This window comes from Kribbella sp. NPDC056345, from assembly GCF_042262745.1.
Classification (GTDB): Bacteria; Actinomycetota; Actinomycetes; order Propionibacteriales; family Kribbellaceae; genus Kribbella.
In genome coordinates, this window is record NZ_JBHJQQ010000004.1 from 442698 (window position 1) to 466123 (window position 23426).

A 23426-nucleotide genomic window follows, 5' to 3' on the forward strand; every position below is an offset into this window, starting at 1 on the left:
TTGGAATGGCCCCGGACCTGTTTGAGGGTTCGGGGCCATTTTCTATGAGACCGAGATGTCGACCGACGGGCGCAGCTTGGCGGCTACGGCTAGGGCTTCGTGGACTGGGTTGTGGAGGAAGGACTCGATGGCTTTCGGGTCGGCGGGGGTGGTGAGGGCGGGGAGGGCGAGCTGCTCGTACGCCGCCTGGAAGCGCGGGCCCCAGCGCCGGGTTCCGAGGCGGGCGGTGCGGGAGCAGTTGTCGACCATGTAGGCGACGTCGCGGGCGTGCATGTAGGGGAGTAGCGAGTCGACCGCCTCGATGATCGACTCGTTCACGATCTCCGACCACACGTGTCCCCGGGCCGCGAACTCGTCCACCTGAGCAGTCATCGTGGCGACGAAAAGTCCTGCAGTGACAGGATCAATGGTTGTTTCTGTGGTTCGGCGGGCGTGGACCTCGGCGCTGTGGGACCACATCTCGCTGCCCGCGATCGCGGTCATCGGGCGGGTGGCGAGGCGGCTCTCGGCCAGGATGACGCTGCGGAGTTCGGTGCCCTCGGCAACTTCATCGTAGATCTCGGCGACCAGATCGCGCGCCGGCTGGTAGGTCGAGCTGTAGGCACGATCGAACAGCTCCTGGTCCGCACCGGACAGAGCAGCCCGTACGGCGGGCAGCCCGGCGGCCGAGATCGTCCGCGCGATCGGCCCGGTCACCGCCTCGGTGGACCGCTCGTACGCCGTGACCGGGTCGGCCCCTTCGAGCCGGAAGTACCGGTAGAGCGCCTCGACCAAGCCGTGGACCGCGCCGAGCAGGATCGCGCGCTCACCGACGATGTCCGAGCGGTACTCGGACGACAGCGTGGTGGCGAACGTGTACGGCGACCCGAGGGCGACCGACCACGCCAGTGCCCGGTCGGTCGCATGCCCGTCCGGGTCGGCGTGAACCGCGATACTCGCGTTGATCCCGGCACCGTTGACCGTCGCGCCCTGCTGGTAGAGACGCCGTACCGAATCGCCCATGCCCTTCGGGCAGACCGCGATCACCGGGTGGCCCGGCGGGAAGTCCTGGCCGCTGGCCTGCAGGTGGCCGAGCAGGAAGCCGTGCGACAGGCCGATCGTGGCGCCGGGCTTCAAGGCCTGGAAGATGGTCTCGTGCTGGGCGGCCAGTGCGGCGTCGGCGATCAGCAGGATCACCAGGTCGGAGGCGGCTGCGACGCTCAGCAGCTCGCCGAGTGTCCCGTCCTCCTCGGTGAACCCGTTCGCCCGGGCGTCGTCCGCCGACGTCGAGCCAGGCCGGAGGCCGACCGAGACCGTGATGCCGGTCCCGGCGAGCGAGTCGCGGAGGTTGAGGGCCTGGGCGCGGCCCTGCGGGCCCCAGCCGAGGATGCCGATGCGCTGGATGCCGTGGAAGGCCTCGGGGAGCAGCGGGAACAGGTCGCGGCCGCCGCGAAGGATCGTCTCGGATCCCCCGGGCACCGTCATGGTCTCGGTCGTGAAGACCGAGGAGTCGATGGTGGTCATGTCTTTCAGTGAAGACCGGAGCTACTCTTGCAGCAAGCGCAAGATCTGCACCGCGGCGTTGCAAAAGGTGAAACATGGATCATCGCGAGCTCGAACTGTTCCTGCACCTGGCCCGGACGCTCAACTACGGCCGCACCAGCCTGGAGTGTCACGTCAGTGCCGCCACGCTGACCCGGACCATCCAGCGCCTGGAGCTGCGCACCGGGAGCAGGCTCTTCGACCGCGGTCCGCGCGGTGTGGTGCTGACCGCCGACGGTCGCCGGTTCACGTCGTACGCCGAGCAGGTGCTGGGGCTGTGGAGCGACTACCGCGCGGGGACCGACGTACCGGCGGACCTGACCGGTGAGCTGCGCATCTTCGCCACCGTCACAGCCTGCGAGGCGCTGCTGCCGGACCTGCTGGCCCCACTGCACGTTGCGCACCCGCAGATCCGCCTGGACATCCGCACCGGCGACGCTGCGATGGCACTGGCGCGTTTGGACGAGGGGGAGGTGGACGCTGCCGTGGCCGGCATCCCACCGCGCCTCCCCGGCACTCTGGTCAGCCGCACCATCGCCACCACTGACCTGATCCTGGTCAGTGCGCCCGGAGTGCCGTCAGACAGCCCGTACGTCGTTCCGGCGCGCGGGCTGGTGCGTGAGGCCGCGTTCCGGTGGTTCCGGGCCAGGGGGTTGCGTCCGTCGATTGCGGCGGAGCCGGACGGCCATGAGGCGCTACTGGCCCTGGTCGACCTCGGGTTCGGGATCGGCATCGTCCCGCGGCTGGTGCTCGACACTTCGACCTTCTCCGGCCGCCTGGTCGAGCGCCGCGTCCATCCGCCGCTCGACCCGCTTCCGATCGGGCTGTGCGTCCGCCGTACCGACCTGCACCGCCCGCTCGTCACCGCGCTATGGAACGCACCAGCTCGTTGAACTTCGCCGGCTCCTCGTGCGGGATCAGGTGCCCCGACTCCTCGAACCAGTGCAGCTCTTTGCTCGGCGCCGACAACAGCTCGAACCACTCGACCGCCAGCTCCGACGGCGTGTTCTGATCGTGCCGCCCGAGGATCACATGCACCGGTACGTCGATGGTGCGCGCGGTCCGGGTGAGATCGGCAGCCATCAGTTCTGGCAGCAGGTGCTCCCAGCAGAACTCCTGAGCCGTCGCCAGCGCTCTGCCGAAGTACTCGTCCCGCAGGTCAGCCGGGACACCGTTGATCAACGCACCCAGGTCGGAGTGCGTCACACCGCCGTACTCCGCGAGTAGTCCGCGCTGCACGATCAGGTCGAGGTAGCGGAAGTTGCCCGAGTACCGCGACTCGATCTCCCGCAGGATCCGCAACGCTCCGGTGTCCCCAGCTTCCGTTGCCTTGCGCAACGTAAACGCGTACGACGCCCGCTCGTTCCGGATCCCTGCGACCAGTGGTGCGACCCCGATGAAGCTGTGCAGCCGGTCGGGGTGTTTGGCGGCGACCGATGCGCCGAGCTGACCGCCCCACGAGTGCCCGAGCAGGTGGACCTTCTCCTGCCCGTAGCGGCCGGTCAGCCAGTCGATCAGCTCGACGGCGTCGGCGACGTACTGCGCGATGGTCATCGACGCTGCCGGAGTGTCCGGTGTGTACGTCCGCCCGGCGCCACGCTGGTCCCAGTGCACGACGTGGAAGTCCTTCTCGAGCTCCGCGTTGTAGGTGGTGAACAGCGGCAGGCCGGCGAAGCCTGGGCCACCGTGGAGGATCAGCAGCAGCGGGTTCTCGGCGGACCCGCGGGTGAGGACGTGCTGCGGGAGTCCGCCGAGAGTGACCTTCATCAGCGCGGGTTGTTCGCGTGGGTGAGGGTCTCCCAGGCCAGGAAGCGCGCGATACCGACCGGGCGCTTCTGCTTCACCCATGTCTCGGTCCGCGGCAGGTTGTATCCGAGCCGCTGGTGCAGCGCGTTGTAGCCGACTTCGAGGTTCGCTCCGAGACCGCGCTCGGGCGCTCCGCCGCACAGCCACGATGGGGCGTCCGCGCCCAGTTGCAGGTTGGCGTGGAACTCCATCGCGTGTCGCAGCCGGTTCTTGGCCGTGTCGTACAGGTCCACACCCTGATGACGGGCCGTCTCCGCGACATGGGACATGGCCGCGAGCCCCCATCCGGTGTGGCCGAAGTCGCGGCAGGTTTCCTGGGTCAGGCCGTTCACGAACGTGGTCTGCTGGTGCCAGTACTCGATGAGCTCGGCTTTGGTGTTGTGCTTGCTGTTCGGTGGCGCTTTGGGCAGCGCGCCGTCGCTCTCGAGGTAGATGTAGGCAGGCAGCCGGCCGCGCCAGGTCGTGACCGCCTGGTTGAAGGAGGCGCGGTCGTCGAGGTGCACGGCGATGCCGATCGCGGCGTCGGTCATGATCAGTTCCCAGTTGCCCTGGTGGTTGGGCGCTCCGGCGATCACGGTCGGGAGGTACACCGTGCGGAGCTTGTTGGCGAACCGCCCGGCCTGGGTCCAGCCGGTGTAGGTGTGCTTGATGAGCTCGGCAGCGCGGGAGAAGTTGGCGCCGGCAAAGCCGGCCTGCAGCGGCGCGTTGGTCCCGGTGTGCTTGCTGATCACGGCTGACCAGGCATCCATGATCTGGATCGCCTTCTGGGCGTAGCGGGCGTCCTTGGTGAGGTACCACCGCAGGGCGTGTGTGTACGCCGCATTGGCGTCCTCGCGCTCCTCCGAGCACCCGTGGTCGGGATCCCCGTACATGCCGCAGTCCACGACGGCACGGGGCGTGGCCGTATAGGTCAGGGAGGCCTCGGGACTGCTTTTCAGAGCCTCCCAGGCAGACTTCCACGGTTCCTTGCCGAGGTTGGCTTTGACGAAGTCGAGCTGAGAGCGGCTGACCAGAACACCGGGGTGCTCGAACTCGGCCGCCTGTGCAGGCCGCGCGGCGGGCAAGGTTGCGGCCACGAGGAGGGTGGCGGCGAGAAGGCGAGCGAGTTTTCTTCCAGACACGGACGCCCATTCAGTCAGCCGCCCACGCGGCTGTCAACGTATTCGCCGGCACGCGCGGTACGGGTGCGGTACGGGCAGAGAGACGTCAGCGACAACGCCTATCGTTCGCGTGCGCGACCCGATTTGGACCTCCGTCAGTGGCGGGCTGCGGCGGGCCGCACGCTCAGCAGGTTGCTGGGGAGAGGCTTGGGGTCGACTAGTACGTGTCCTTGGCTTCGTTGCCGACCAGGGATCGATGCTTGCCGCAGCACGTCGCCCCCGGCGCTCGCTTCACCCCATCGGCGTGTACCTGCCGCAGGAGCGGGCTTAGCGGCGGCGACCTGTGCGAAATGAACCTCCCCCGGAGCACGTCCTCGAAGGGAAGCGGCGGTAGCCGCGCGAGAGGGGCGTGCCTGGGAGCGAGGGCTGGGGGCGACGGGCTGGTGCGGCGGTGGGCCTGGGGTGAGGGCTAGTGGGGTGGTGGGCCGACGGTGCCGCCGGCGGTGAGGGTGGCGGGGACCAGTTGGGGTGGGAGGGGGGCTGCGCCGTCGAGTTGGCGGATGAGGGCTTCGATGCCCAGGCGGCCGAGTTCGTGGCCTGGGGTTCGGAGGAAGGTGAGCTCGGGGTCGCTGAGGGCGGCGACCTCCGGGACCATCAGGAGCGACAGCACGGAGATGTCGCGGGGGACGTCGCGGCCTTGGCGCTTGAGGGCGGATACGACGCCCAGCGTGGCGTACTCGTTCGCGACCAGGATCGCGGTCGTCTCCGGGTGCTCCTGCAGCAGCCGTTCGGCTGTCTCGCGTCCGGCCAGGGTGGTGTCCGAGGACGGTTCGACGACGGTGCGTAGGCCGTACTCCGCCACCACCCGCCGGTACGCCGCCTCTGATCGGACCCATGGCCCGTACTCGTGGAACCGGGGGTCGGCCAGGTCGCCCGAGATCAGCGCGAGCTCGCGGTGGCCGACCTCGTACAGATGGCCGACCGCGGCCTCGACGGTCGCGTCGAAGTCGATGTCCACGTGGGCCAGGCCGTCGAGCTCGGTCGTCCGGCCGATCAGGGCGAACGGCGTACCGGTCTCGCGCAGCACCTCGACGCGCGGATCGGCCAGTTGGACCTCCATCAGGACGACCCCGTCGACCAAACCTTGGCCGAGCAGCTCGCGCAGCTCGACGCCGTCGTTGCCGACCGGCCACAGCACCAGGTGGTACTCCTGTGCGCGGGCTCGCTCGGCGGCCGCGGTGAAGAACTCCGCGGTCGACATCCCGAAGCGGTGCTCGAGCGCGGGGTAGGCCATCGCGATGATGCGCGTCCGCCGGCTGGCGAGCGCCCGGGCGACCACGTTGCGCCGGTAGCCGAGCTCGGCCATCGCCTGCTCGATCCGGGCCCGGGTCGCCGGTGTCACCGGCTTGGTGTCGTTGAGCAGGAACGACACCGTCGCGATCGACACTCCCGCGCGTTCGGCGACGTCGCGCATCGTGACCATCGAGGCTTGCCCCCTTCTGAACTCTTGACACCACTGTGACCCAAGGAACATAGTCCTTGAACCTCGGAGTTAAGCGCTTTACCTGCGACTGTGCAAGGAGTCCGATGTGATCACCAGCAAGCGATCCACCGCTGTCCTGGCGGGGGCGGTGGCCCTGTCCCTCGCCCTGGCGGCCTGTGGCGGGAGCGACGGAAACGGCGGCGGCACGTCGTCCGGTGCGGTCACCAGCCTGACCGTCCTCGACTACTACAACAACGACCCCGACAAGGCGCTGGTCCAGAAGGGGCTGGACACGTGCGGGACCAAGCTCGGCGTCAGCATTCAGCGGGAGACGGTGCCTGGTGACACCTTGATCCAGAAGGTGCTGCAGCAGGCCTCGTCGAAGACCCTGCCCGACGTGCTGATGCTCGACAACCCCGATGTCCAGCAGATCGCCGCCACCGGTGCCCTGACGCCCCTGAACGACCTGGGTCTGAACGCGGACGGAGTCATTCAGGGCATGGTCGACGCGACGTCGTACCAAGGCAAGCTCTACGGACTGGCGCCGGTGACGAACACGATCGCGCTGTTCTACAACAAGGACATGCTGGCCGAAGCCGGCGTGCAGCCGCCGAAGACGTGGGACGAGCTGAAGGCCGCGGCCAAGAAGCTGACCAAGCCCGGCCGCTACGGCATCGCGTTCAACGCCAATGCGACGTACGAAGGTTCGTGGCAGTTCCTGCCGGCCATGTGGACCAATGGCGGCGACGAGACCGACCTGAAGAGCCCGCAGGTGGCGGAAGCCCTGCAGCTGTGGGTTGATCTCGTCCAGTCCGGCTCGGCGTCGAAGAGCGTGATCAACTGGACCCAGGGTGACGCCAAGGACCAGTTCGTGGCCGGCAAGGCCGCGATGATGGTGAACGGTCCCTGGCAGATTCCGGCGCTGCAGGAGAGCCCGAAGGTGAAGTGGGATGTCGTCACCTTCCCGCTGAACAAGCCGGATCAGACACCGGTCGCGCCGCTCGGTGGCGAGGCCTGGACGGTCCCGCTGAACAAGGACCCGGCCAAGCAGCAGAAGGCCGCCGATTTCGTGAAGTGCCTGAACTCCGACGAGAACGAGCTGGCCTGGGCGAAGGCCCGCTTCACCCTCCCGACCAAGGCCGCGCTGCTCGACCAGTACGCCAAGGAGGTGCCGTCGATGAAGGCGTTCGCCGAGCAGGTCAAGACCGCACGCTCGCGGACCGGCAAGCTCGGCGACAAGTGGCCGGACGCGGCGAAGGTGATCTACCAGGCGATCCAGCTCGCCCTGACCGGCAAGGCCTCGGCGCAGGATGCCTTCAAGCAGGCCTCGGGCGGCTGATATGGCGCAGGCGACACTGACCCGGACAGTCGCCGTACGGCGGGGGCGTGGCCGGCGTGGCGAGAGCCTGACCAAGGTCTTGTTCGTGCTGCCGGCTGTGCTCGCAATGGGCGCGCTGTTCGGGTACCCAGTGGTGAAGAACCTGGTGATGAGCCTGCAGGACTACGGCCTGCGCACGTTCTTCACCGGTCAGGCGCCGTTCGTCGGGCTGAAGAACTACTCGGCGATGGTGAGTGATCAGCTGTTCTCGCAGGCGATGGTGAACACCGCGCTGTTCACCATCGGCTCGATCGCCTTCCAGTTCGGCATCGGGCTGGCACTGGCGTTGTTCTTCCGGAGAAAATTTCCCCTCGGCGGTCTGCTGCGGTCGTTGCTGTTGCTGCCCTGGCTGCTGCCGCTGATCGTGTCGAGCGCGACCTGGCGCTCGATCCTCGAGCAGGACAACGGCATTCTCAACCGCACCCTCACCGGCCTGCACCTGATCGAGCAGCCGGTGCCGTGGCTGAACTCGCCGTCGGTCGCCCTGATCGCGGTGATCGGGGTGAACATCTGGATCGGTATCCCGTTCAACGTCACCCTGCTGTACTCCGGTCTGGCCGAGATCCCCGAGGAGTTGTACGAGGCCGGCCAGCTGGACGGGGCGACCGGCTGGCGCGCGTTCACGCACATCACCTGGCCGAACCTGCGCGCGGTGGCCGGCGTACTGCTGATGCTCGGGGTCGTTTACACCATCAAGGTGCTGGACATCATCCTCGGACTGACCGGCGGCGGCCCGGCCAACGCAACCCAGACGCTCGCGACCCAGTCGTACGAACGGTCCTTCGTCGACTTCAAGTTCGGTGAGGGCGCGGCGCTGAGCAATCTGCTGATCGCGCTCTCGTTCGTGTTCGCGATCTTCTACCTGCGCAGCACCCGCCGTGCGGTGGACGAGTGAGGAGGCGGCGATGACGGATTCGGCCACCCGCCGAGCGACGTACACGATGATCGGCATCGTGATCCTGGCCGTGCTGCTGTTCCCGGTCTACTGGATGGTGAACGCGTCGCTGCAACCGTCCGGGAACACCCTGACGGCCGGTTTCCTCCCGCTCGACCCGAGCTTCGCCGGTTACCGGCGGGCGCTCAGTGAGCAGGGCGGCAACCTGGTCACCAGCCTGATCATCGCGACCGGGACAGTCCTGCTGAGCCTGGCGATCGCAGCGCCCTGTGCGTACGCGCTGTCCCAGTTCCGGTCCCGCTGGGTGTCGATCGGCCTGCTGGCGATCCTGATCTCGCAGATGATCCCGGGGATCGTGATCGCGAACGCGCTCTACACGGCGTACGAACGGATCGGGTTGCTGAACTCGATCCCCGGGCTGATCGTGGCGAACTGCAGCAACGCGCTGCCGTTCGCGATCCTGATCCTCCGCTCGTTCATGCTCTCGCTGCCACCCTCGCTGGTGGAGGCCGCGCGGGTCGACGGCGCCGGACTGTTCCGGGCGTTCGTCGCGATCGTGCTGCCGATCAGCCGGAACTCGCTCATCACCGCGGGACTGTTCAGTTTCCTGTTCTCCTGGAGCGACTTCCTGTTCGCGCTGACGCTGACCACCAAGGGCGGCGTCCGGCCGGTGACCCTCGGCATCTACCAGTACCTGGGCACCCAGGTACAGAACTGGAACGCGGTGATGGCCACCGCGGTCCTGTCGGCGATCCCAGCTGTCGTGCTGCTGATCGTCGCCCAGAAGTACATCGCCGCCGGCGCCGTCGGCGGAGCGGTCAAGTAACTCCTGAAAAGGACATCTACAGATGACGATTCGCGTACTCGTCTGGGGCGAGAACCGGCACGAGCAGACCGAGCCGCATGTCGCCGAGATCTACCCCGACGGCATGCACAACACCATCGCCGCCGGTATCCGCGAGAACCTCGAGGCCGACGTTTCCAGCACGACTCTGGATGAGCCCGAGCACGGTCTGACCGAGGAGGTGCTGGCAGCCACCGATGTCCTCGTCTGGTGGGGGCACGCGGCGCATGGTGAGGTCGAGGACAAGGTGGTCGAGCGGGTCTACCAGCACGTGCTGGCCGGTATGGGGCTCATCGTCCTGCACTCCGGTCACTGGTCGAAGATCTTCGGCAAGCTGATGGGTACGTCGTGCACCCTGCGCTGGCGTAGTGAGCGCGACCGTGAGCTGGTCTGGACGGTGAGTCCGACGCACCCGATCGCGCAGGGGGTGCCGCACCCGATCGAGATCGAGCAGCAGGAGATGTACGGCGAGTTCTTCGACATTCCGGTGCCGGACGAGCTGATCTTCATCTCGACGTTCAGTGGTGGAGAGGCCTTCCGGTCCGGCTGCACGTTCCGCCGCGGGCACGGGAAGATCTTCTACTTCTCGCCTGGTGACCAGGACTACCCGGTCTACCACCACAAGGACATCCGCAAGGTGATCGCGAACGGCGTGGCCTGGGCGAAGTCCGATCGCCCGGAGCGCGGCGTACCGACGCTGCTGCGGTACGAAACCGGTGACTTCTTCAACGGTCACGGCTATGGCGGACCGATCGAGGAGGCGGCCGATGCCTGAGCCCCTGCGCATTCTGCAGGTCGGCGCCGGCGGGATGGGGCACGCGTGGCTCCGCACGATCGCTGCGAACCCGGACGTCAGGCTGGTCGGCCTGGTCGATCTCGACACCGGGCTGGCTCGGAGAGCGGCCGACGAGCATGGGTACGGCGACCTGCCCGTGGCCGCGGCGATCGACGAACTGGCGGCTTCGGCCGAGGCGGTCATCGACGTGACGGTTCCGGCGGCCCATCCGATCGTGAGCGCGACTGCACTGCGCTTCGGGTTGCCGGTGTTGTCGGAGAAGCCGCTGGCCGAGACTGTGCGCGAGGGGCTGCAGATGGTCGCCGCGGCTGAGCTCAGCGGCAAGCTGCTGATGGTGTCGCAGTCCCGGCGGTACTTCCGGGCCGGCAACGCCTTCGCTCGCCAGATCGCTCAGCTCGGACCGGTGGGCACGCTGGTGTGTGAGTTCTACAAGGCGCCGCACTTCGGTGGTTTCCGCGAGGTGATGGCTGAGCCTCTGCTGGTCGACATGGCGATCCACCAGTTCGACCTGGCCCGCAAACTGATCGGTTCCGCGCCGGTGTCGGTGTACTGCGACTCCTACAACCCGGCGTGGAGCTGGTTCGAGGGCAATGCAGCGGCCAATGCCGTGTTCACCTTCGCCAACGGGACCAGGTTCGCGTTCAACGGCAGTTGGTGTGCCCCGGGCCTGGAGACCTCGTGGAACGGTCGCTGGCGAGCCAGTGCGGCCGGCGGAACGGCGTACTGGGACGGCGACAACGCACCGGCCGCGGAGCTCACCTCTGGAGAGACCCTGGTCGCGGAGCTGCTGGAGGAGCCCGAGGAGATCGCAGGCTCGTTGGCTGAGTTCGTTGCGGCGGTCCGTTCGGGGACGGTGCCGCAGTCCGAGGTGCACTCCAACGTCATCAGCGTGGCCATGGTGGAGGCCGCCGTACAGTCCGCCGCTACTGGTGCGCCGGTCCGGATTGCCGACGTACTGACTGCTGCGCATGCGGAAGCGATCGCTACTGCGTCAGACACCGCTGTGCGAGCCTGCTTGGAGGGATGGCCGGACGTGCTGAAGACTCTGGAGCCATGACGACGAGCAGCACACCCCGCATGCGGTTGACGCCGATGCGCCCGCGGGACCCGCAGGAGCCCGGGCGCACGGCATCCACACTGGAGCTGTTCTTCGACCTGGTGTTCGTGGTGGCCGTGAGCGTTGCGGCCGCCCAGCTGCACCACGCGCTCAGTGAGGACCACATCGCCCACGGAGTGCTGTCGTTCGTGATCGTGTTCTTCGCGATCTGGTGGGCCTGGATGAACTTCACCTGGTTCGCCACGTCGTTCGCGACCGACGACTGGCTCTACCGGGTGCTGACGATCTTCCAGATGGGCGGCGTGCTGGTGCTCGCGGCCGGTATCGAGCGCGTCTTCGACAACGAGGACTTCCGGGTCGTCGTGGTCGGGTACGTCGTGATGCGGGTCTCGATGATCGCGCAGTGGCTGCGCGCCTCCACGTCGGCCCCGGAGACCCGCCGGCTCGCACTGACCTACGCCGGCGGCATCGCCGTCGTCCAAGTGCTCTGGATCGCGCTGACCTTCCTGCCGCACGAGATGACCCTGATCGGCTGGCTGATCCTCGCCATCGCCGAGATCTCCGTGCCGGTCGTGGCCGAGCGCCGAGGTGATCAGACCACGCCACGGCACCCGCACCACATCACCGAGCGGTACGGCCTGTTCACGCTCATCCTGCTCGGTGAGAGCCTGCTGGCGTCGGCCAACGCGATCATCGAGGCGGTGCACGAGGACGAGGGGCTGCCGCCGCTCATCACGATCTCGGTGCTCACCCTGCTCGTTACTGCTGCCATGTGGTGGATCTATTTCTGGCCACCGCACCACAATGCGATCACGTCGTTCCGCAGCTCACTGCGCTACGGCTATGTGCACTTCTTCGTGTTCGCTGCGGCGGGCGCGTTCTCGGCCGGCGTCGAGGCGCAGATCGATGTCATCACTCATCACAGCAAGCTCAGCGAGTTCGTCGCGTCGTTCACGATGACGGTTCCGATCGCGCTCTTCGTGCTCGGGATCTGGTGGATCGCTCTGCGCGCGAACGCCGATCGGGTGGTCAACATCGTCGTACCGCTGGGGGCTGTCCTGGTGCTTTTCGACCCGATTGTTCCGGTGCCGTTCATCGTTACCACCGTGCTGATGGTGGCGATTGTGGTGACGCTTGTTGTGCGACCTCCAGTAACTGTCGGTGGCGAGCAGTAGTTTGCCCTTGACCCACTGTGGCGGGGCTGTGGTTAACTTTCGCCATCGGGGGCTGCGCCTGTAAGTCACTTACTGTTGGGGGTCCGCCATGCCCGCCTTGCCCATTGTTCGCCGCCTCTGTCTGGCCGGGCTCGCCCTGGCCACCACTGTTGCGGGAGTGTCGATGACGGCCACCGCCAAACCCCCTGAACCCGAGGACCTGAGCCCCGCCGCGCAGGTCGGGCGGACCATCCAGCGGATGTCGCTGGAGGAGAAGGTCGGGCAGCTGTTCGTGCTGTTCGCCTACGGGCCGGACGCGCAGCAGCCGGACGCACGCAACACCAAGCTGTACGGCGTCGCCACGCCCGCCGAGGTGGTCGAGAAGTACAAACCGGGTGGCTGGATCTACTTCGACGGCCGCGGCAACGTGCAGAACCCGAGCCAGGTCGCGACGTTGTCCAACCAGCTCCAGCAGGCTGCGATCGGGACCGGGCTGCACGTCCCGCTGCTGATCGCCACCGACCAGGAGCAAGGGGTGGTGACGCGGATCGGTCCGCCGGCCACGCAGTTCGGCGGCAACATGGCGCTCGGCGCCACCCGCAGTACGGCGGACGCCCGGACAGCCGCCGCGATCACCGGCCGCGAGCTGAAGGCGATCGGGATCCGGCAGGACTACGCACCGGACGCCGACGTGAACGTCAACGCGCTCAACCCGGTGATCGGCACCCGCTCGTACTCCAGTGACCCGAAGCTGGTCTCCGACATGACGGCCGCGCAGGTACACGGCTTCCAGCGCGATGCCGGGATCACCGCGACCGCGAAGCACTTCCCCGGCCACGGTGACACGGTCGAGGACAGTCACAACGACCTGCCGACGATCAACCACACCTTGGAGCAGTGGAACACGATCGACGCGCCACCGTTCAAGGCGGCGATCAAGGCCGGGATCGACTCGATCATGACCGCGCACATCGTCGTACCGGCGCTGGATCCGTCCGGTGACCCGGCGACGCTGAGCAAGCCGATCCTGACCGGCGTGCTGCGGAAACAGCTCGGGTTCCGCGGGGTCATCGTGACCGATGGGCTGGAGATGGCCGCGGTGCGCCTGCAGTACGGCGACGCCGAGGTCGCGGTCCGGGCGATCGAGGCCGGGGTCGACCAGCTGCTGCTGCCGCCGGCGCCGGACGTGCAGTACAACGCGGTCCTCGATGCCGTCCGCTCCGGCCGGATCAGTGAGCGGCGGATCGACGAGAGCCTGCTGCGGATCCTGCTGCTCAAACTGAAGAACGGCGTCTTCTTCCAGCCGTACGTCGACGTTGCGAAGGTGCCCGCGGCGATGGGCCCGGCGGCCAGCCTGGCCACGGCCCAGAAGATCGTCGACAAGAGCATCACGCTGGTCAAGGACAACGCGAAGACGCTCCCGCTGAGCAACACCCCGCGGAAGATTCTCGTCACCGGTTGGGGCGTTTCAACCACGCAGAACCTTGCGAACAGCCTCGCCAAACGCGGGGCGGTCACCACCGTCGCCCAAACCGGCGCCGCGCCGACCGATGCCGCGATCGCGGGCTCGGTGGCGAAGGCCGCGGAGAACGACGTCACCGTCGTCCTGACGCGGAAGGCGTGGGACTCGAAGGTGACCGACCGGCTCGGCAAGCAACGGAAGCTGGTCAACGATCTGCTGGCCACCGGCAAACCGGTGATCGTCGTGGCGGTCCAGGATCCCTACGACATCGCCTACTACGAGGCCGCACCGACGTTCCTGGCCACCTACGGCTATGCCGCAGTGTCGATGGAGTCGCTGGCCAAGGCCCTGTACGGCGAGATCACGCCGACCGGCAAGTTGCCGGTCGACATCCCGGTCGCCGGTAAACCGGAGAAAGTCCTGTACCCCTTCGGCCACGGAATGAGCTGGTGACGATGAAACGACGCACTCTGTTTGCCGGCGCCGGTGTGATCGCCGCCGCGCCGCTGCTCGACGTACCGGCTGCGGTGGCGCATCCCGGAGGCGGCCGGAAGGTGATGACCGGGGCCGAGGTGCTGGCCAAGGACGACTGGAAGGCACTCGCCGGCCAGAAGGTCGGCGTGATCAGCAACCCGACCGGCATCCTGCCCGACTTCAACCACGTGGTCGACGTCATGCACGCCTCCGGGAAGGTCAACGTGGCCGCGGTCTTCGGGCCCGAGCACGGCTTCCGGGGTTCCGCGCAGGCCGGTGGGTCCGAGGGTGACCACGTCGATCCGCGGACCGGGATCATGGTCTACGACGCGTACGGCGCGAACGCGGACAAGCTGGTCAACCTCTACACGAAGTCCGGGGTGGAGACGGTCGTCTTCGACATCCAGGACGTCGGAGCCCGGTTCTACACCTACATCTGGACCATGTACGAGGCGATGCTGGCGGCGGTCCGCACCGGCGCGCGCTTCGTCGTACTGGACCGGCCGAATCCGACCGGTGGGTCGGCGCGTGGTCCGATGCTGAAGCCCGGGTACACGTCCGGCGTCGGCAAGCGCGAGATCATCCAGCAGCACGGCATGACGGTCGGCGAGCTGGCCCGGATCTTCAACGCGGAGTACCTGCCGATCGACACCAACGGTGCTCGGCTGAAGGAGCTGCAGGTCATCCAGGTGCGTGGCTGGACGCGCGACCAGCTGTACGATGACACCGGGCTGCCATGGGTGATGCCCAGCCCGAACATGCCGACACCGGACACCGCGCTGCTCTACCCCGGGACGTGCCTGTTCGAGGCGACCAACATGTCCGAGGGGCGTGGCACGACCAGGCCGTTCGAGCTGATCGGAGCGCCGTACGTCGACTATCGCTGGGCGCAGGCGTTGCAGGCGAAGAAGATTCCGGGGGTGGCGTTCCGGGAGGCCTACTTCACGCCGACGATCAGTAAGAACGCGAACGTGCTGTGCGGCGGGGTGCAGGTGCAGATCACTGATCCTTCGAAGGTGGAGGCGATCACGGCCGCCACCCATATGATCGTCGAGGCACGCAAGCTCTATCCGGGCTTCACCTGGCGGACCGAGAACCCACCCGGCCGCTGGATCGATCTGCTCACCGGATCCGACCGGTTCCGGACCATGCTGCTGGCCGATGCCAGTGCCGAGGAGATCGTGGCAGCCTGGAAGGCCGAGACCGACGCGTGGACCGCGCGCCGGGCCAAGTACCTGCTCTACAAGGGACCGAACCGGTGAAACGCACCCTTGCCCTCACGATAGCCTCTGCGGTGATGCTGACGATGACTTCCCCTGCGGTTGCCCATGGCAACAAGTCTGGCCGGTTCGACCGGCCCTATGACGGGTACGCCCCGAAGACCACCCTGCTCCGTGATTCGACTCCTGCTCGCGCGGGGCTGGATCCGGCCCCGATCGATGCCGCGCTGGCTCAGGTCGAGGCCTGGACCAAGCCGGCCGGTACGACGAAGCCGCTGTTCGCCGGGGCGGTGACGCTGCTCGGTCACGACGGTCGCGTGGTCACCCGGCAGGCGACCGGGCTGGCGCTGAAGTATGCCGATGGCAACGGGACCGAGCTGCCCGCCGACCAGCAGATCCCGATGCGGCCGGACACGATCTTCGACATGGCCTCGGTCTCGAAGCTGTTCACCTCGATCGTGGTGCTGCAGCAGGTCGAGAAGGGCAAGGTCGGGCTCGACGAGCCGATCGCGAAGTACGTGCCCGAGTTCGCCGAGAACGGCAAACAGGCGGTCACGGTGCGGCAGGCGCTCACGCACACCACCGGGCTGCCGTCGTGGCTGCCGCTGTGGAGCTCGAAGCCCACTCCGGCCGAGCGGCTGCAGATGGCACTGACCGCGAAGCCGACAGGCCCAGCTGGGAAGACCTACCTCTACAGCGACCTGAACCTGATCGCGCTCGGCGAGGTCGTGCACCGGGTGAGCGGCAAGTCGCTCGACAAGTTGGTTGCCGACGGCATCACGAAGCCGCTGCAGATGCGCGACACCGGCTACAACCCGGATGCCAAGAAGAAGCCGCGGATCGCCGCGACGGAGTATCAGACGGCACCGGCCCGCGGGATGGTCTGGGGTTCGGTGCACGACGAGAACGCCTGGTCGCTGGACGGCGTGGCCGGCCATGCGGGCGTCTTCAGTACGGCGGACGACATGGCCGTGCTGGCGCAGACCTTCCTGAACGGCGGCAGCTACCGCGGAGCCCGGATCCTCAAGGAATCCTCGGTGACCGCGATGATCACGAACTTCAACCAGGCCTACCCGGGCAACGATCACGGCCTCGGCTTCGAGCTGAACCAGCGCTGGTACATGGCCGGCCTGTCCGGGCCGCGGACCGCCGGGCACACCGGCTACACCGGTACGTCGCTGGTGATCGACTTCGACTCGCGGTCGTTCGCGATCCTGCTCACCAACCGCGTGCATCCGAGCCGCAGTTGGGGTTCGAACAACCCGGCCCGGCGGGCTGTTGCCCAAGGGCTCGCGCTGGCACTCGGGGTCGGTCCGCGCCACGGCAAGGACGCGTGGTTCTCCGGGACGACGGATGCCGCGACGACGACGCTCGCCACCTCGGTCGCCGTACCGGCTGCTGGGGCGAAGCTCGCGTTCGATTTGTTCGTGGACACCGAGGACTCGGATCTGTTGTATCTGGAGACGTCGACCGATGGGCAGACGTGGACCAAGGTGCCGTTCACGGTGCGGGACCGCGGTTCGGTGATCGACACCGACGGGACGATCAGCGGTTCCGGCGACCGGCACTGGCATCAGGTGACGGCCGAGCTGGCCGCTGGTGAGCGGTCGGTGCGCTGGCGGTACACGACCGATCCGCTGTACCAGGGCCGCGGTGTCTACGTGGATGGTGTGAAGATCACGAGCGGACGTGATGTTCTTCTCGACGGGGAACGCACGCCGGAGTCATTTACGGCAACAGGTTGGAGACTTTCGCGTCGGTGATCCCATCTGGTGCATAGTCGCCGTACCGTGGCAGTCATGAGCTCAACAACCTCTCCAGAACCCACGGGGCCGCTGCTGGTCCGAGTCCGCGCGGTGATGCCCGCGCTGGCGCCGGCCGAGCAGCGGGTGGCGAACGCGGTCCTCGCGGACCCGGGCGGAGTGGCTGCGATGACGATCTCCGAACTGGCCGAGGTGGCTTCCACCTCAGAGACCACGGTCATCCGGTTCTGCAAGCAGATCGGCGTCCCCGGCTATCCGCAGCTCCGCCTGCAGCTGGCGGCCCAGTCGGCCACGGAGAACCTCCGGCCCGAGGTCGGTGGCGACATCGAGCCTGGTGACTCGCTCGACGACGTGGTCCGCAAGGTCGCGTTCGCCGACGAGCGCGCCGTTCGCGAGACCGCGCAGCAGGTGGATATCGACGCCCTCGCCAAGGTGGTGACCGCGGTGGTGAACGCACCGCGCGTCGACATCTACGGCTTCGGTGCCAGTGCGTTCGTGGCCCTTGACCTGCAGCAGAAGCTGCACCGGATCCGCAGGGTCTCCTTCGCCTGGTCCGATGTCCACATGGCGCTGCCGTCGGCCGCCCTGCTCGGGGACGGCGATGTCGCGATCGGTATCTCGCACACAGGTGTGACCGTCGAGGTCGTCGAGGCGCTCGAGGAGGCCGCCAAGCACGGCGCCACCACGGTCGCCGTGACCAACTTCCCGCGCTCACCGCTGGCCCGGACCGCCGACCTGATGCTCACCACGGCCGCGCGGGAGACGACGTACCGGTCGGGGGCGATGTCCTCGCGGATCGCGCAGCTGACGGTGATCGACTGCCTGTTCATCGGCGTCGCCCAGCAGGTGCTGCCGGACGCTCGGAAGGCGCTGGAGCAGACGGCGACCTCGGTGCGCGGGCACCGGCTCAAGAGTTCGGAGTGAGACCGGTCGGGTACAGATCGTTACGTCAATCCTTTCTGTCAACGATGAACAGAATTGAAAATCCTTCAGTAGAAAACTAACATCGACACTGTGACGACACCGACGGAGCAGCGCAATCCCCGCACGCTCGCCATCGATGCGGTGGGTACGTCCGAGATCCTGCGCATGGTCAACGCCGAGGACGCCTCGGTCGCCGGTGCGGTCGCAGTTGTTCTCCCGCAGCTGGCCGAGGCCGTCGACCGCGCGGTCGAAGCGGTCCGGCGCGGTGGCCGGGTGCACTACTTCGGCGCCGGTACGTCGGGCCGCCTCGCGGTGCTGGATGCCGCCGAACTGCTTCCGACGTTCCACGTCCCTGACGGTCTGGTGGTCGCCCACCACGCCGGCGGGATGGAAGCACTCCTCCGCGCCGTCGAGAACGTCGAAGACTCCGAACAGGGCGGCGCCGACGATGCCGCCCTCGTCACCGCCCGCGACATCGCCATCGGCCTCGCCGCCTCAGGCAGCACGCCGTACGTCGCCGGTGCTCTGAAGGCCGCCCGCGCCGCCGGAGCCGCCACCGTCCTGATCACGTCGAACCCGGATGCCCCGCTGGCGCCCCTGGCCGACATCGTGATCGCCGCCGACACCGGCCCCGAGGTCATCGCCGGCTCGACCCGGTTGAAGGCCGGCACGGCGCAGAAGATGATCCTCAACGCGTTCTCCACCACGCTGATGATCAAACTCGGCCGCACCTGGTCCAATCTGATGGTCGACCTGGTCGCCACCAACCAGAAGCTCCGCAACCGCATGCTCCGCATCCTCGCCGAAGCCACCGGCGCCGACCCCGACGCCTGCGAATCAGCCCTGGCCGCCGCCGACGGCGAACTGAAACCAGCCCTAGTCCACCTCCTCACCGGCGCCCCCATCCCAGCCGCCCGAGACGCCCTCACCGCCGCCCACGGCCGCGTAGCCACCGCCCTGACCACCCTCAACACCCACGCCTGACCCCACAACCGACGGCCGGACCTGGCGGGCTTGAACAGGAACTGGTGGGGGTGGACAAGGTATTACCTGTTCACGGCCCCAACGGGGTGTGCGTACCCCCGATACTCGGCCGTTGTGCGCCGCGCTGTCGGCACGGTCCCGCCAGTCGAGGTGGACTGCCTGGTGTGGCGCGGCGAGTGAACCCACTGTGCGGATTGCGGTCCCGGTCGGCGGATAGCGGACCGCCAGCACTGTCTAACTGCGCGCGGGTGGCCTGGTTCACGCTCAGTGGGTCCTGTCTGGGCGGCCCAGCAGCGGCTTGCTCAGTGGCACAGGTCCGCCCGCCCCGCCCGGTGTGAGGGGAGGACTGTGACACGGTGGGGGTCTAGGGGTGGGGTGGGTGTGGTGGTGGACGATAGGGCGGGGCGTTTGCTGGCTCGGTCGAATCTTTCGTATCGGCGGCCGGCTTTGTACGACGCGATGATGGGCGATGACGGTGTCGTGCCGGCCGTGGTGCGGTTGGTTGGTGGGTCGCCTGCGGGGATTCTGGATCTTGGGTGTGGGACGGGGCGGCATCTTGCGGCGCTTCGGGACGAGTTCGGGGCTGCGGCGGTCGGGGTTGATCTGCAGAGGCAGATGGTCGATTACGGCCGGCAGCGGCATGGGGTGGATCTGCGGTGCGGTGACCTGCGGTCGGTTCGGCTCGGGCGGCGGTTCGAGCTGGTGACCTGTCTGGGCAACAGCCTGTCGTATCTGCGGACCGACGACGATCTGCGCGCGGCCGCGGAGACTCTGCGGGTGCATGTCGAGGACCGGGGGATCGTCGTGATCTCGACGTTGACGACTCCTCGGACCGAGTCGGTCAAGCAGACGGTTCGGGTCGAGACCGAGCTCGTCGCGGCGAGTGTCGAGGTGATGTCTGCCTGGGATGCGGAGCGACGGCTGCAGCTGACGCATCGGACCTGGCGGCACGACGACGGCACCACGGATGTGGACGTGCTGCGCCGGCGCGTCATCAGTGTCGGTGAGCTCGACCAGGTGTTGCGGCGCGCTGGGTTCACTGGGATTCGGTGGGTGGGGACGGGGATGGTTGTGGCGACCTTAGGCTTCGACGGTGGATGAGGAACTGAGCGGTGGGCGGTTCTCGAAGCCGGTGCGGCGTGGAGAGACCGTCGTACGACGGCGTGGTTCGGCGAACTCGCAGGCCTTGCTGCGGCATTTGGAGCAGGCGGGGTTCGACTTGGCGCCTCGGGTGGTCGAGGTGGGTGACGAGACCGAGACGTTGACGTACGTTGAGGGCGTGGCTGGGTATCCGCCGTTGTCGGAGGAGATTCGCTCTGATGAGGCGTTGGTGAGTGTGGCGCGTGCGGTACGGCGGTTGCATGACGCGACAGCTGGGTTTGTCGCGGTTGACGGGGAGTGGCACGACCTGGAGGTGGCCGCGCCGGTGCAGATCGATTGCATCGGGCATCATGATCTGGCGCCGTGGAACCTGGTGTTCGACGGGTCCGAGGTGGTCGGGATCATCGACTGGGACACGATCCGGCCGTCGAACCGGCGCTGGGATCTCGCGTACGCCGCGCACCAGTTCGTGCCGTTTCATCCGCCGGCGTGGTTGGCGCCGTTCGGCTGGGACGAGGAGCCGGATCGCGCTCGGCGGTTGCGGTTGTTCTGCGATTCGTACGGCCTGGGCGTCGAGCCGGCCGAGCTGGTGGACCTGATCGGCCTGCGGCTACTGGGCCACGCGGCAAACATCGAGCACCAGGTGAAGGCCGGCAACCCGGCATTCGACGTACATCGCGACGAGGACCACGCCGGTGGGTATCGCGCAGCAGTCGCCTACATTCTGGCGAACCGCGCGACGCTCCTCACGGCGTGATGGTGTAGTTGCGTTTGGCTCGGAGGCGGCGGAGCTGGGCTCGGGGGAAGTCGTGGGAGCCGCCGAAGTGGGCGCCGTTCAGGTAGAGGTCGCGGTGGAGTTCCTCGCCGGAGGCGGACTCGTAGACCTTCTCGTAGTAGCGGCCTTCGAGGTAGACGTCGAGTTCCTCGAGGAGGTCGTCGACGGTCTCCAGTTTGGTCTCGTCGTCGTAGGCGGTCTGGTAGCTGGAGTAGCACGTACTCAGTTTCAGGACGAAGACTTCCGTGCTGTCCTGCATGACGACCGCGGCGGGCCGGTGGCCGTCGATGGTGAGCCGGATGTCCCCGTCGTCGAGGCGGGTGACGGCGGCCTGTGGCAGGCGCGCGGCGTAGGCGGCCAGCTTGTTCGCCACGGCGTCCCGGAGGTCGGCAACTTCTCGTTCGCTCACCGCATCAAAGTAGATCAGTGGCGGCTCATCGGTGGCCGGTGCACTCCCGCGGGGTACCGGGCAAAAAAGTTTCGATGTCCTTTGGATGCGATCCGTGGATGCGTGCGGGGAACCCTTCGGCGGCGCGCAAAGGTAGTCCATTTCTAACCCTTCGCGGAATTCTTCCCGGTTTGTTTTTCGGGGGTTGGAACGTTTGTTTTGAGGGGTTGCTTCGCGTGATGGGATCACTACTTCTGGTCCATAGCGCGGCTGTGTGATCGTGTCGTATCGTCCAGTCATCGCCAGGCCTTGGTGGGGGTGCTGGCCTTCGAATCCTTTGTGTGCAACGGCTTTGGAGCTCGGATGGCCATGGACGAGTCTGTCGTCGTGCCCGCAGGCATGCTGGGTGCCGGCTGGGTCGACGACGTACTGCTGGCGGGACCGGCGGCTGACGTCTGTTTACGCCTGCCGGAAGTGATCGACCGCGGGAAACTGCGCACGCTGGTGCAGCAACGGCAAAATGAACTGGCGCAGGCCGGTTTTCGCGCCGGTGGTGCGGTGGCTTTACGGTTACCACCGTCGGTGGCTTTTGTGGCGCATTTGCTGGCGGTTTGGCGCAGTGGTGGGCAGGCGATCCTGCTGGACCACCGGCTGACCGACTACGAGGTGCGGCGGGCGATCGAGCGGCTGGTGCCGCAGGTGGTGGTGTCGGCGGATCAGCCGGTGCCGGCCGGGTTGCGGACGTTCCACGACGTGGGTGCCGATCTGGCCAGCTACTCGGGTCATCCGGCCAATACGGCGCATGCGGTCGTGCAGCTGAGTTCGGGGTCGACCGGGCCGTCCAAGGTGATCGGCCGGACCGCCGAGGATCTGGTCGAGGAAATCAACAGGTACACGCAGATCGACGGCGTACCCACTAAGAACGAACGGCTGATTCTGCTGCCCTCGATGGTGCATGTGCTCGGTCTGGTCGGCGGCCTTTTGTACGGCCTGCACGCCGGAGTCGAGCTCGTACCGCCCGCCCGCCTCACCGGCGATGCCATCGTGCACGCGATCGCGGCCGGGACCACACCGGCCACGGTGCTCGGAGTCCCGTTCCACATCGGCTTGCTGGCCTCGGTTCAGCAGCCACCCTGGTTGCCGCAGTTCAAACGCATGACGACCGGCGGCGAGCTCGTGCCGCAATCCGTGTCGGATGCGTTCGAGCAGAAGTACGGCGTTCCGCTCGGGAACATGTACGGGATGACCGAGGTCGGTGTCATCGGCACCGATCTGTTCGGCCGCCATCGCCCCGCGATCCGGCCCGCGCCCGGGATCGACGTACGGGTGGTCGACGGGGAACTGCAGATCGCCCGCAAGGAGTCGCCGTACCTCGGTCTGTCCGATCCGGCGCGCTGGTCGGACGGCTGGCTGCGGACGCGTGATGCCGGGATCGTCGACCCGGAGAGCGGGCTGGTCAGTATCAAGGGCCGGCTGGACTCGCAGGTCTCGGTCGGTGGGCTGAAGGTCGACCTGACCGAGGTCGAGTACACGCTCGGAACGTTGCGAGGCGTCGAGGCCGCGGTCGTCGTCTTCGACGGCTCGATCACGGCCTACCTGCAACTCCACGAACGCCGCGAGACCGCCCGACTGGAGGCCGAGCTGTCCCAGCGGCTGGCGTCGTACAAGCGGCCGCGGACGCTGCACGTACTCGATCAGTTGCCGCGGACAACGACCGGGAAGCTGGTCCGCGACCTCACCGTGCTGCGCAAGGCGGTGCCGTGATGCTCGGTCAGCACGATCGCAGGAGGCGGTTCGTCGAGCGCCACCGCCAGTACGGCGCTCTCGAGCGGCAGGCGGACGACGTACAGGCCGGGGACCGAGTCGACCGGCCCGTCGCCGAACGGGACGCGTCGCCGCAGGCCCGAGTTCCGCAGGCCGACGCCGAGCGCTTTGCCGACGGCTTCCTTGGCGGTCCACAGCTGCAGGAACGCGTGCAGGTCACCGGCCATCCACTCCAGCTCATCAGGTTCGAACCAGCGTTGGGCGAGTCCGCTCACCGAGCGCGGATACACGTCCTCGAGGTCGATCCCGATCGAGCCGGTACGGCGTGCGGTCACCGCGACGAGCGAGCGGCTGTGGCTGAGGCTCACCGTCAGCCCGGCGATCTCCGGCCGGCCGTTCGCAGCGTGCTGCAGCACCGGGTCGGTGACCAGGGTGCCGGCCAGCGAGAGCAGCAAGGCGTGGGCAGTGGCGCGGGAGTCGTCACCGGCCGGCGCAGTCCACACATCAACAGCATCATCCACAGAGGGAAGGTAACCC

Annotated in this window: 21 protein-coding genes; 15 read left to right on the forward strand and 6 right to left on the reverse strand. The window is 67.5% G+C overall.

Features of this window, described 5'->3' with window-relative positions:
* Positions 1–42 precede the first annotated feature (42 nt).
* On the reverse strand, positions 43–1503 hold the full coding sequence (locus ACFCV3_RS17060; RefSeq protein ID WP_376030929.1) for a ketol-acid reductoisomerase: 1461 nt from the start codon (positions 1501–1503) through the stop codon (positions 43–45).
* 74 nt (positions 1504–1577) lie between these two features.
* On the opposite strand from ACFCV3_RS17060, the gene ACFCV3_RS17065 reads away from it, so the two are divergent.
* On the forward strand, positions 1578–2414 hold the full coding sequence (locus ACFCV3_RS17065; protein ID WP_376030930.1) for a LysR substrate-binding domain-containing protein: 837 nt from the start codon (positions 1578–1580) through the stop codon (positions 2412–2414).
* Here ACFCV3_RS17065 and ACFCV3_RS17070 read toward each other — a convergent pair.
* From ACFCV3_RS17070 to ACFCV3_RS17080, 3 genes are all read right to left on the reverse strand, one after another.
* Complete coding sequence (locus ACFCV3_RS17070) at positions 2383–3288, reverse strand: alpha/beta fold hydrolase (RefSeq protein WP_376030931.1); 906 nt, start codon at positions 3286–3288, stop codon at positions 2383–2385. The genes ACFCV3_RS17065 and ACFCV3_RS17070 overlap by 32 nt on opposite strands.
* Positions 3288–4448, reverse strand: coding sequence for an alginate lyase family protein (locus ACFCV3_RS17075; RefSeq protein WP_376030932.1), 1161 nt, complete (start codon positions 4446–4448; stop codon positions 3288–3290). Before ACFCV3_RS17075 ends, ACFCV3_RS17070 begins: the two co-directional genes overlap by 1 nt.
* Positions 4449–4896: 448 nt before the next feature.
* On the reverse strand, positions 4897–5910 hold the full coding sequence (locus ACFCV3_RS17080) for a LacI family DNA-binding transcriptional regulator (protein ID WP_376030933.1): 1014 nt from the start codon (positions 5908–5910) through the stop codon (positions 4897–4899).
* A 106-nt stretch (positions 5911–6016) separates the two neighbouring features.
* Here ACFCV3_RS17080 and ACFCV3_RS17085 point away from each other — a divergent pair, with 106 nt between their 5' ends.
* The 13 genes from ACFCV3_RS17085 (at position 6017) to ACFCV3_RS17145 (ending at position 20719) form a co-directional block, all read left to right on the forward strand.
* On the forward strand, positions 6017–7249 hold the full coding sequence (locus tag ACFCV3_RS17085) for an ABC transporter substrate-binding protein (RefSeq protein WP_376030934.1): 1233 nt from the start codon (positions 6017–6019) through the stop codon (positions 7247–7249).
* Between the two features lies 1 nt (position 7250).
* Complete coding sequence (locus ACFCV3_RS17090) at positions 7251–8183, forward strand: carbohydrate ABC transporter permease (protein ID WP_376030935.1); 933 nt, start codon at positions 7251–7253, stop codon at positions 8181–8183.
* A 10-nt stretch (positions 8184–8193) separates the two neighbouring features.
* On the forward strand, positions 8194–9009 hold the full coding sequence (locus ACFCV3_RS17095; RefSeq protein WP_376030936.1) for a carbohydrate ABC transporter permease: 816 nt from the start codon (positions 8194–8196) through the stop codon (positions 9007–9009).
* Between the two features lie 22 nt (positions 9010–9031).
* The gene (locus ACFCV3_RS17100; RefSeq protein WP_376030937.1) at positions 9032–9802 is read left to right on the forward strand and encodes a ThuA domain-containing protein; all 771 of its coding nucleotides are present in this window, start codon (positions 9032–9034) and stop codon (positions 9800–9802) included.
* The gene (locus ACFCV3_RS17105) at positions 9795–10880 is read left to right on the forward strand and encodes a Gfo/Idh/MocA family protein (RefSeq protein ID WP_376030938.1); all 1086 of its coding nucleotides are present in this window, start codon (positions 9795–9797) and stop codon (positions 10878–10880) included. Before ACFCV3_RS17100 ends, ACFCV3_RS17105 begins: the two co-directional genes overlap by 8 nt.
* Entirely contained in the window at positions 10877–12055 is a 1179-nt protein-coding gene (locus ACFCV3_RS17110) for a low temperature requirement protein A (RefSeq protein ID WP_376030939.1), read from the forward strand. Before ACFCV3_RS17105 ends, ACFCV3_RS17110 begins: the two co-directional genes overlap by 4 nt.
* Before the next feature lie 88 nt (positions 12056–12143).
* Positions 12144–13949, forward strand: coding sequence for a glycoside hydrolase family 3 protein (locus tag ACFCV3_RS17115; RefSeq protein ID WP_376030940.1), 1806 nt, complete (start codon positions 12144–12146; stop codon positions 13947–13949).
* Positions 13950–13951: 2 nt separating this feature from the next.
* Positions 13952–15232 carry an exo-beta-N-acetylmuramidase NamZ domain-containing protein gene (locus ACFCV3_RS17120; protein ID WP_376030941.1) on the forward strand — a complete coding sequence of 427 codons (1281 nt, stop codon included), beginning with the start codon at positions 13952–13954 and terminating at the stop codon, positions 15230–15232.
* A gap of 35 nt (positions 15233–15267) precedes the next feature.
* Positions 15268–16953: a serine hydrolase gene (locus ACFCV3_RS17125; protein ID WP_376030942.1), complete on the forward strand. Its 1686-nt coding sequence runs from the start codon at positions 15268–15270 to the stop codon at positions 16951–16953.
* 36 nt (positions 16954–16989) lie between these two features.
* The gene (locus ACFCV3_RS17130) at positions 16990–17877 is read left to right on the forward strand and encodes a MurR/RpiR family transcriptional regulator (RefSeq protein WP_376030943.1); all 888 of its coding nucleotides are present in this window, start codon (positions 16990–16992) and stop codon (positions 17875–17877) included.
* 90 nt (positions 17878–17967) lie between these two features.
* The gene (gene murQ / locus ACFCV3_RS17135) at positions 17968–18861 is read left to right on the forward strand and encodes an N-acetylmuramic acid 6-phosphate etherase (RefSeq protein WP_376030944.1); all 894 of its coding nucleotides are present in this window, start codon (positions 17968–17970) and stop codon (positions 18859–18861) included.
* A 387-nt stretch (positions 18862–19248) separates the two neighbouring features.
* Positions 19249–19962, forward strand: coding sequence for a class I SAM-dependent methyltransferase (locus ACFCV3_RS17140; protein ID WP_376030945.1), 714 nt, complete (start codon positions 19249–19251; stop codon positions 19960–19962).
* Positions 19955–20719: a phosphotransferase gene (locus ACFCV3_RS17145; RefSeq protein WP_376030946.1), complete on the forward strand. Its 765-nt coding sequence runs from the start codon at positions 19955–19957 to the stop codon at positions 20717–20719. The genes ACFCV3_RS17140 and ACFCV3_RS17145 overlap by 8 nt, the downstream gene beginning before the upstream one ends.
* Here the strand turns inward: ACFCV3_RS17145 and ACFCV3_RS17150 are convergent.
* Positions 20709–21146 carry a hypothetical protein gene (locus tag ACFCV3_RS17150; RefSeq protein ID WP_376030947.1) on the reverse strand — a complete coding sequence of 146 codons (438 nt, stop codon included), beginning with the start codon at positions 21144–21146 and terminating at the stop codon, positions 20709–20711. The two genes, ACFCV3_RS17145 and ACFCV3_RS17150, sit on opposite strands and share 11 nt — an antisense overlap.
* A 348-nt stretch (positions 21147–21494) precedes the next feature.
* On the opposite strand from ACFCV3_RS17150, the gene ACFCV3_RS17155 reads away from it, so the two are divergent.
* Positions 21495–22889 carry a class I adenylate-forming enzyme family protein gene (locus tag ACFCV3_RS17155; protein WP_376030948.1) on the forward strand — a complete coding sequence of 465 codons (1395 nt, stop codon included), beginning with the start codon at positions 21495–21497 and terminating at the stop codon, positions 22887–22889.
* Here ACFCV3_RS17155 and ACFCV3_RS17160 read toward each other — a convergent pair.
* Positions 22820–23410 (reverse strand): 4'-phosphopantetheinyl transferase family protein, encoded by a 591-nt coding sequence (locus ACFCV3_RS17160; RefSeq protein WP_376030949.1) that lies wholly within the window; start codon positions 23408–23410, stop codon positions 22820–22822. The genes ACFCV3_RS17155 and ACFCV3_RS17160 overlap by 70 nt on opposite strands.
* Positions 23411–23426: the final 16 nt, after the last annotated feature.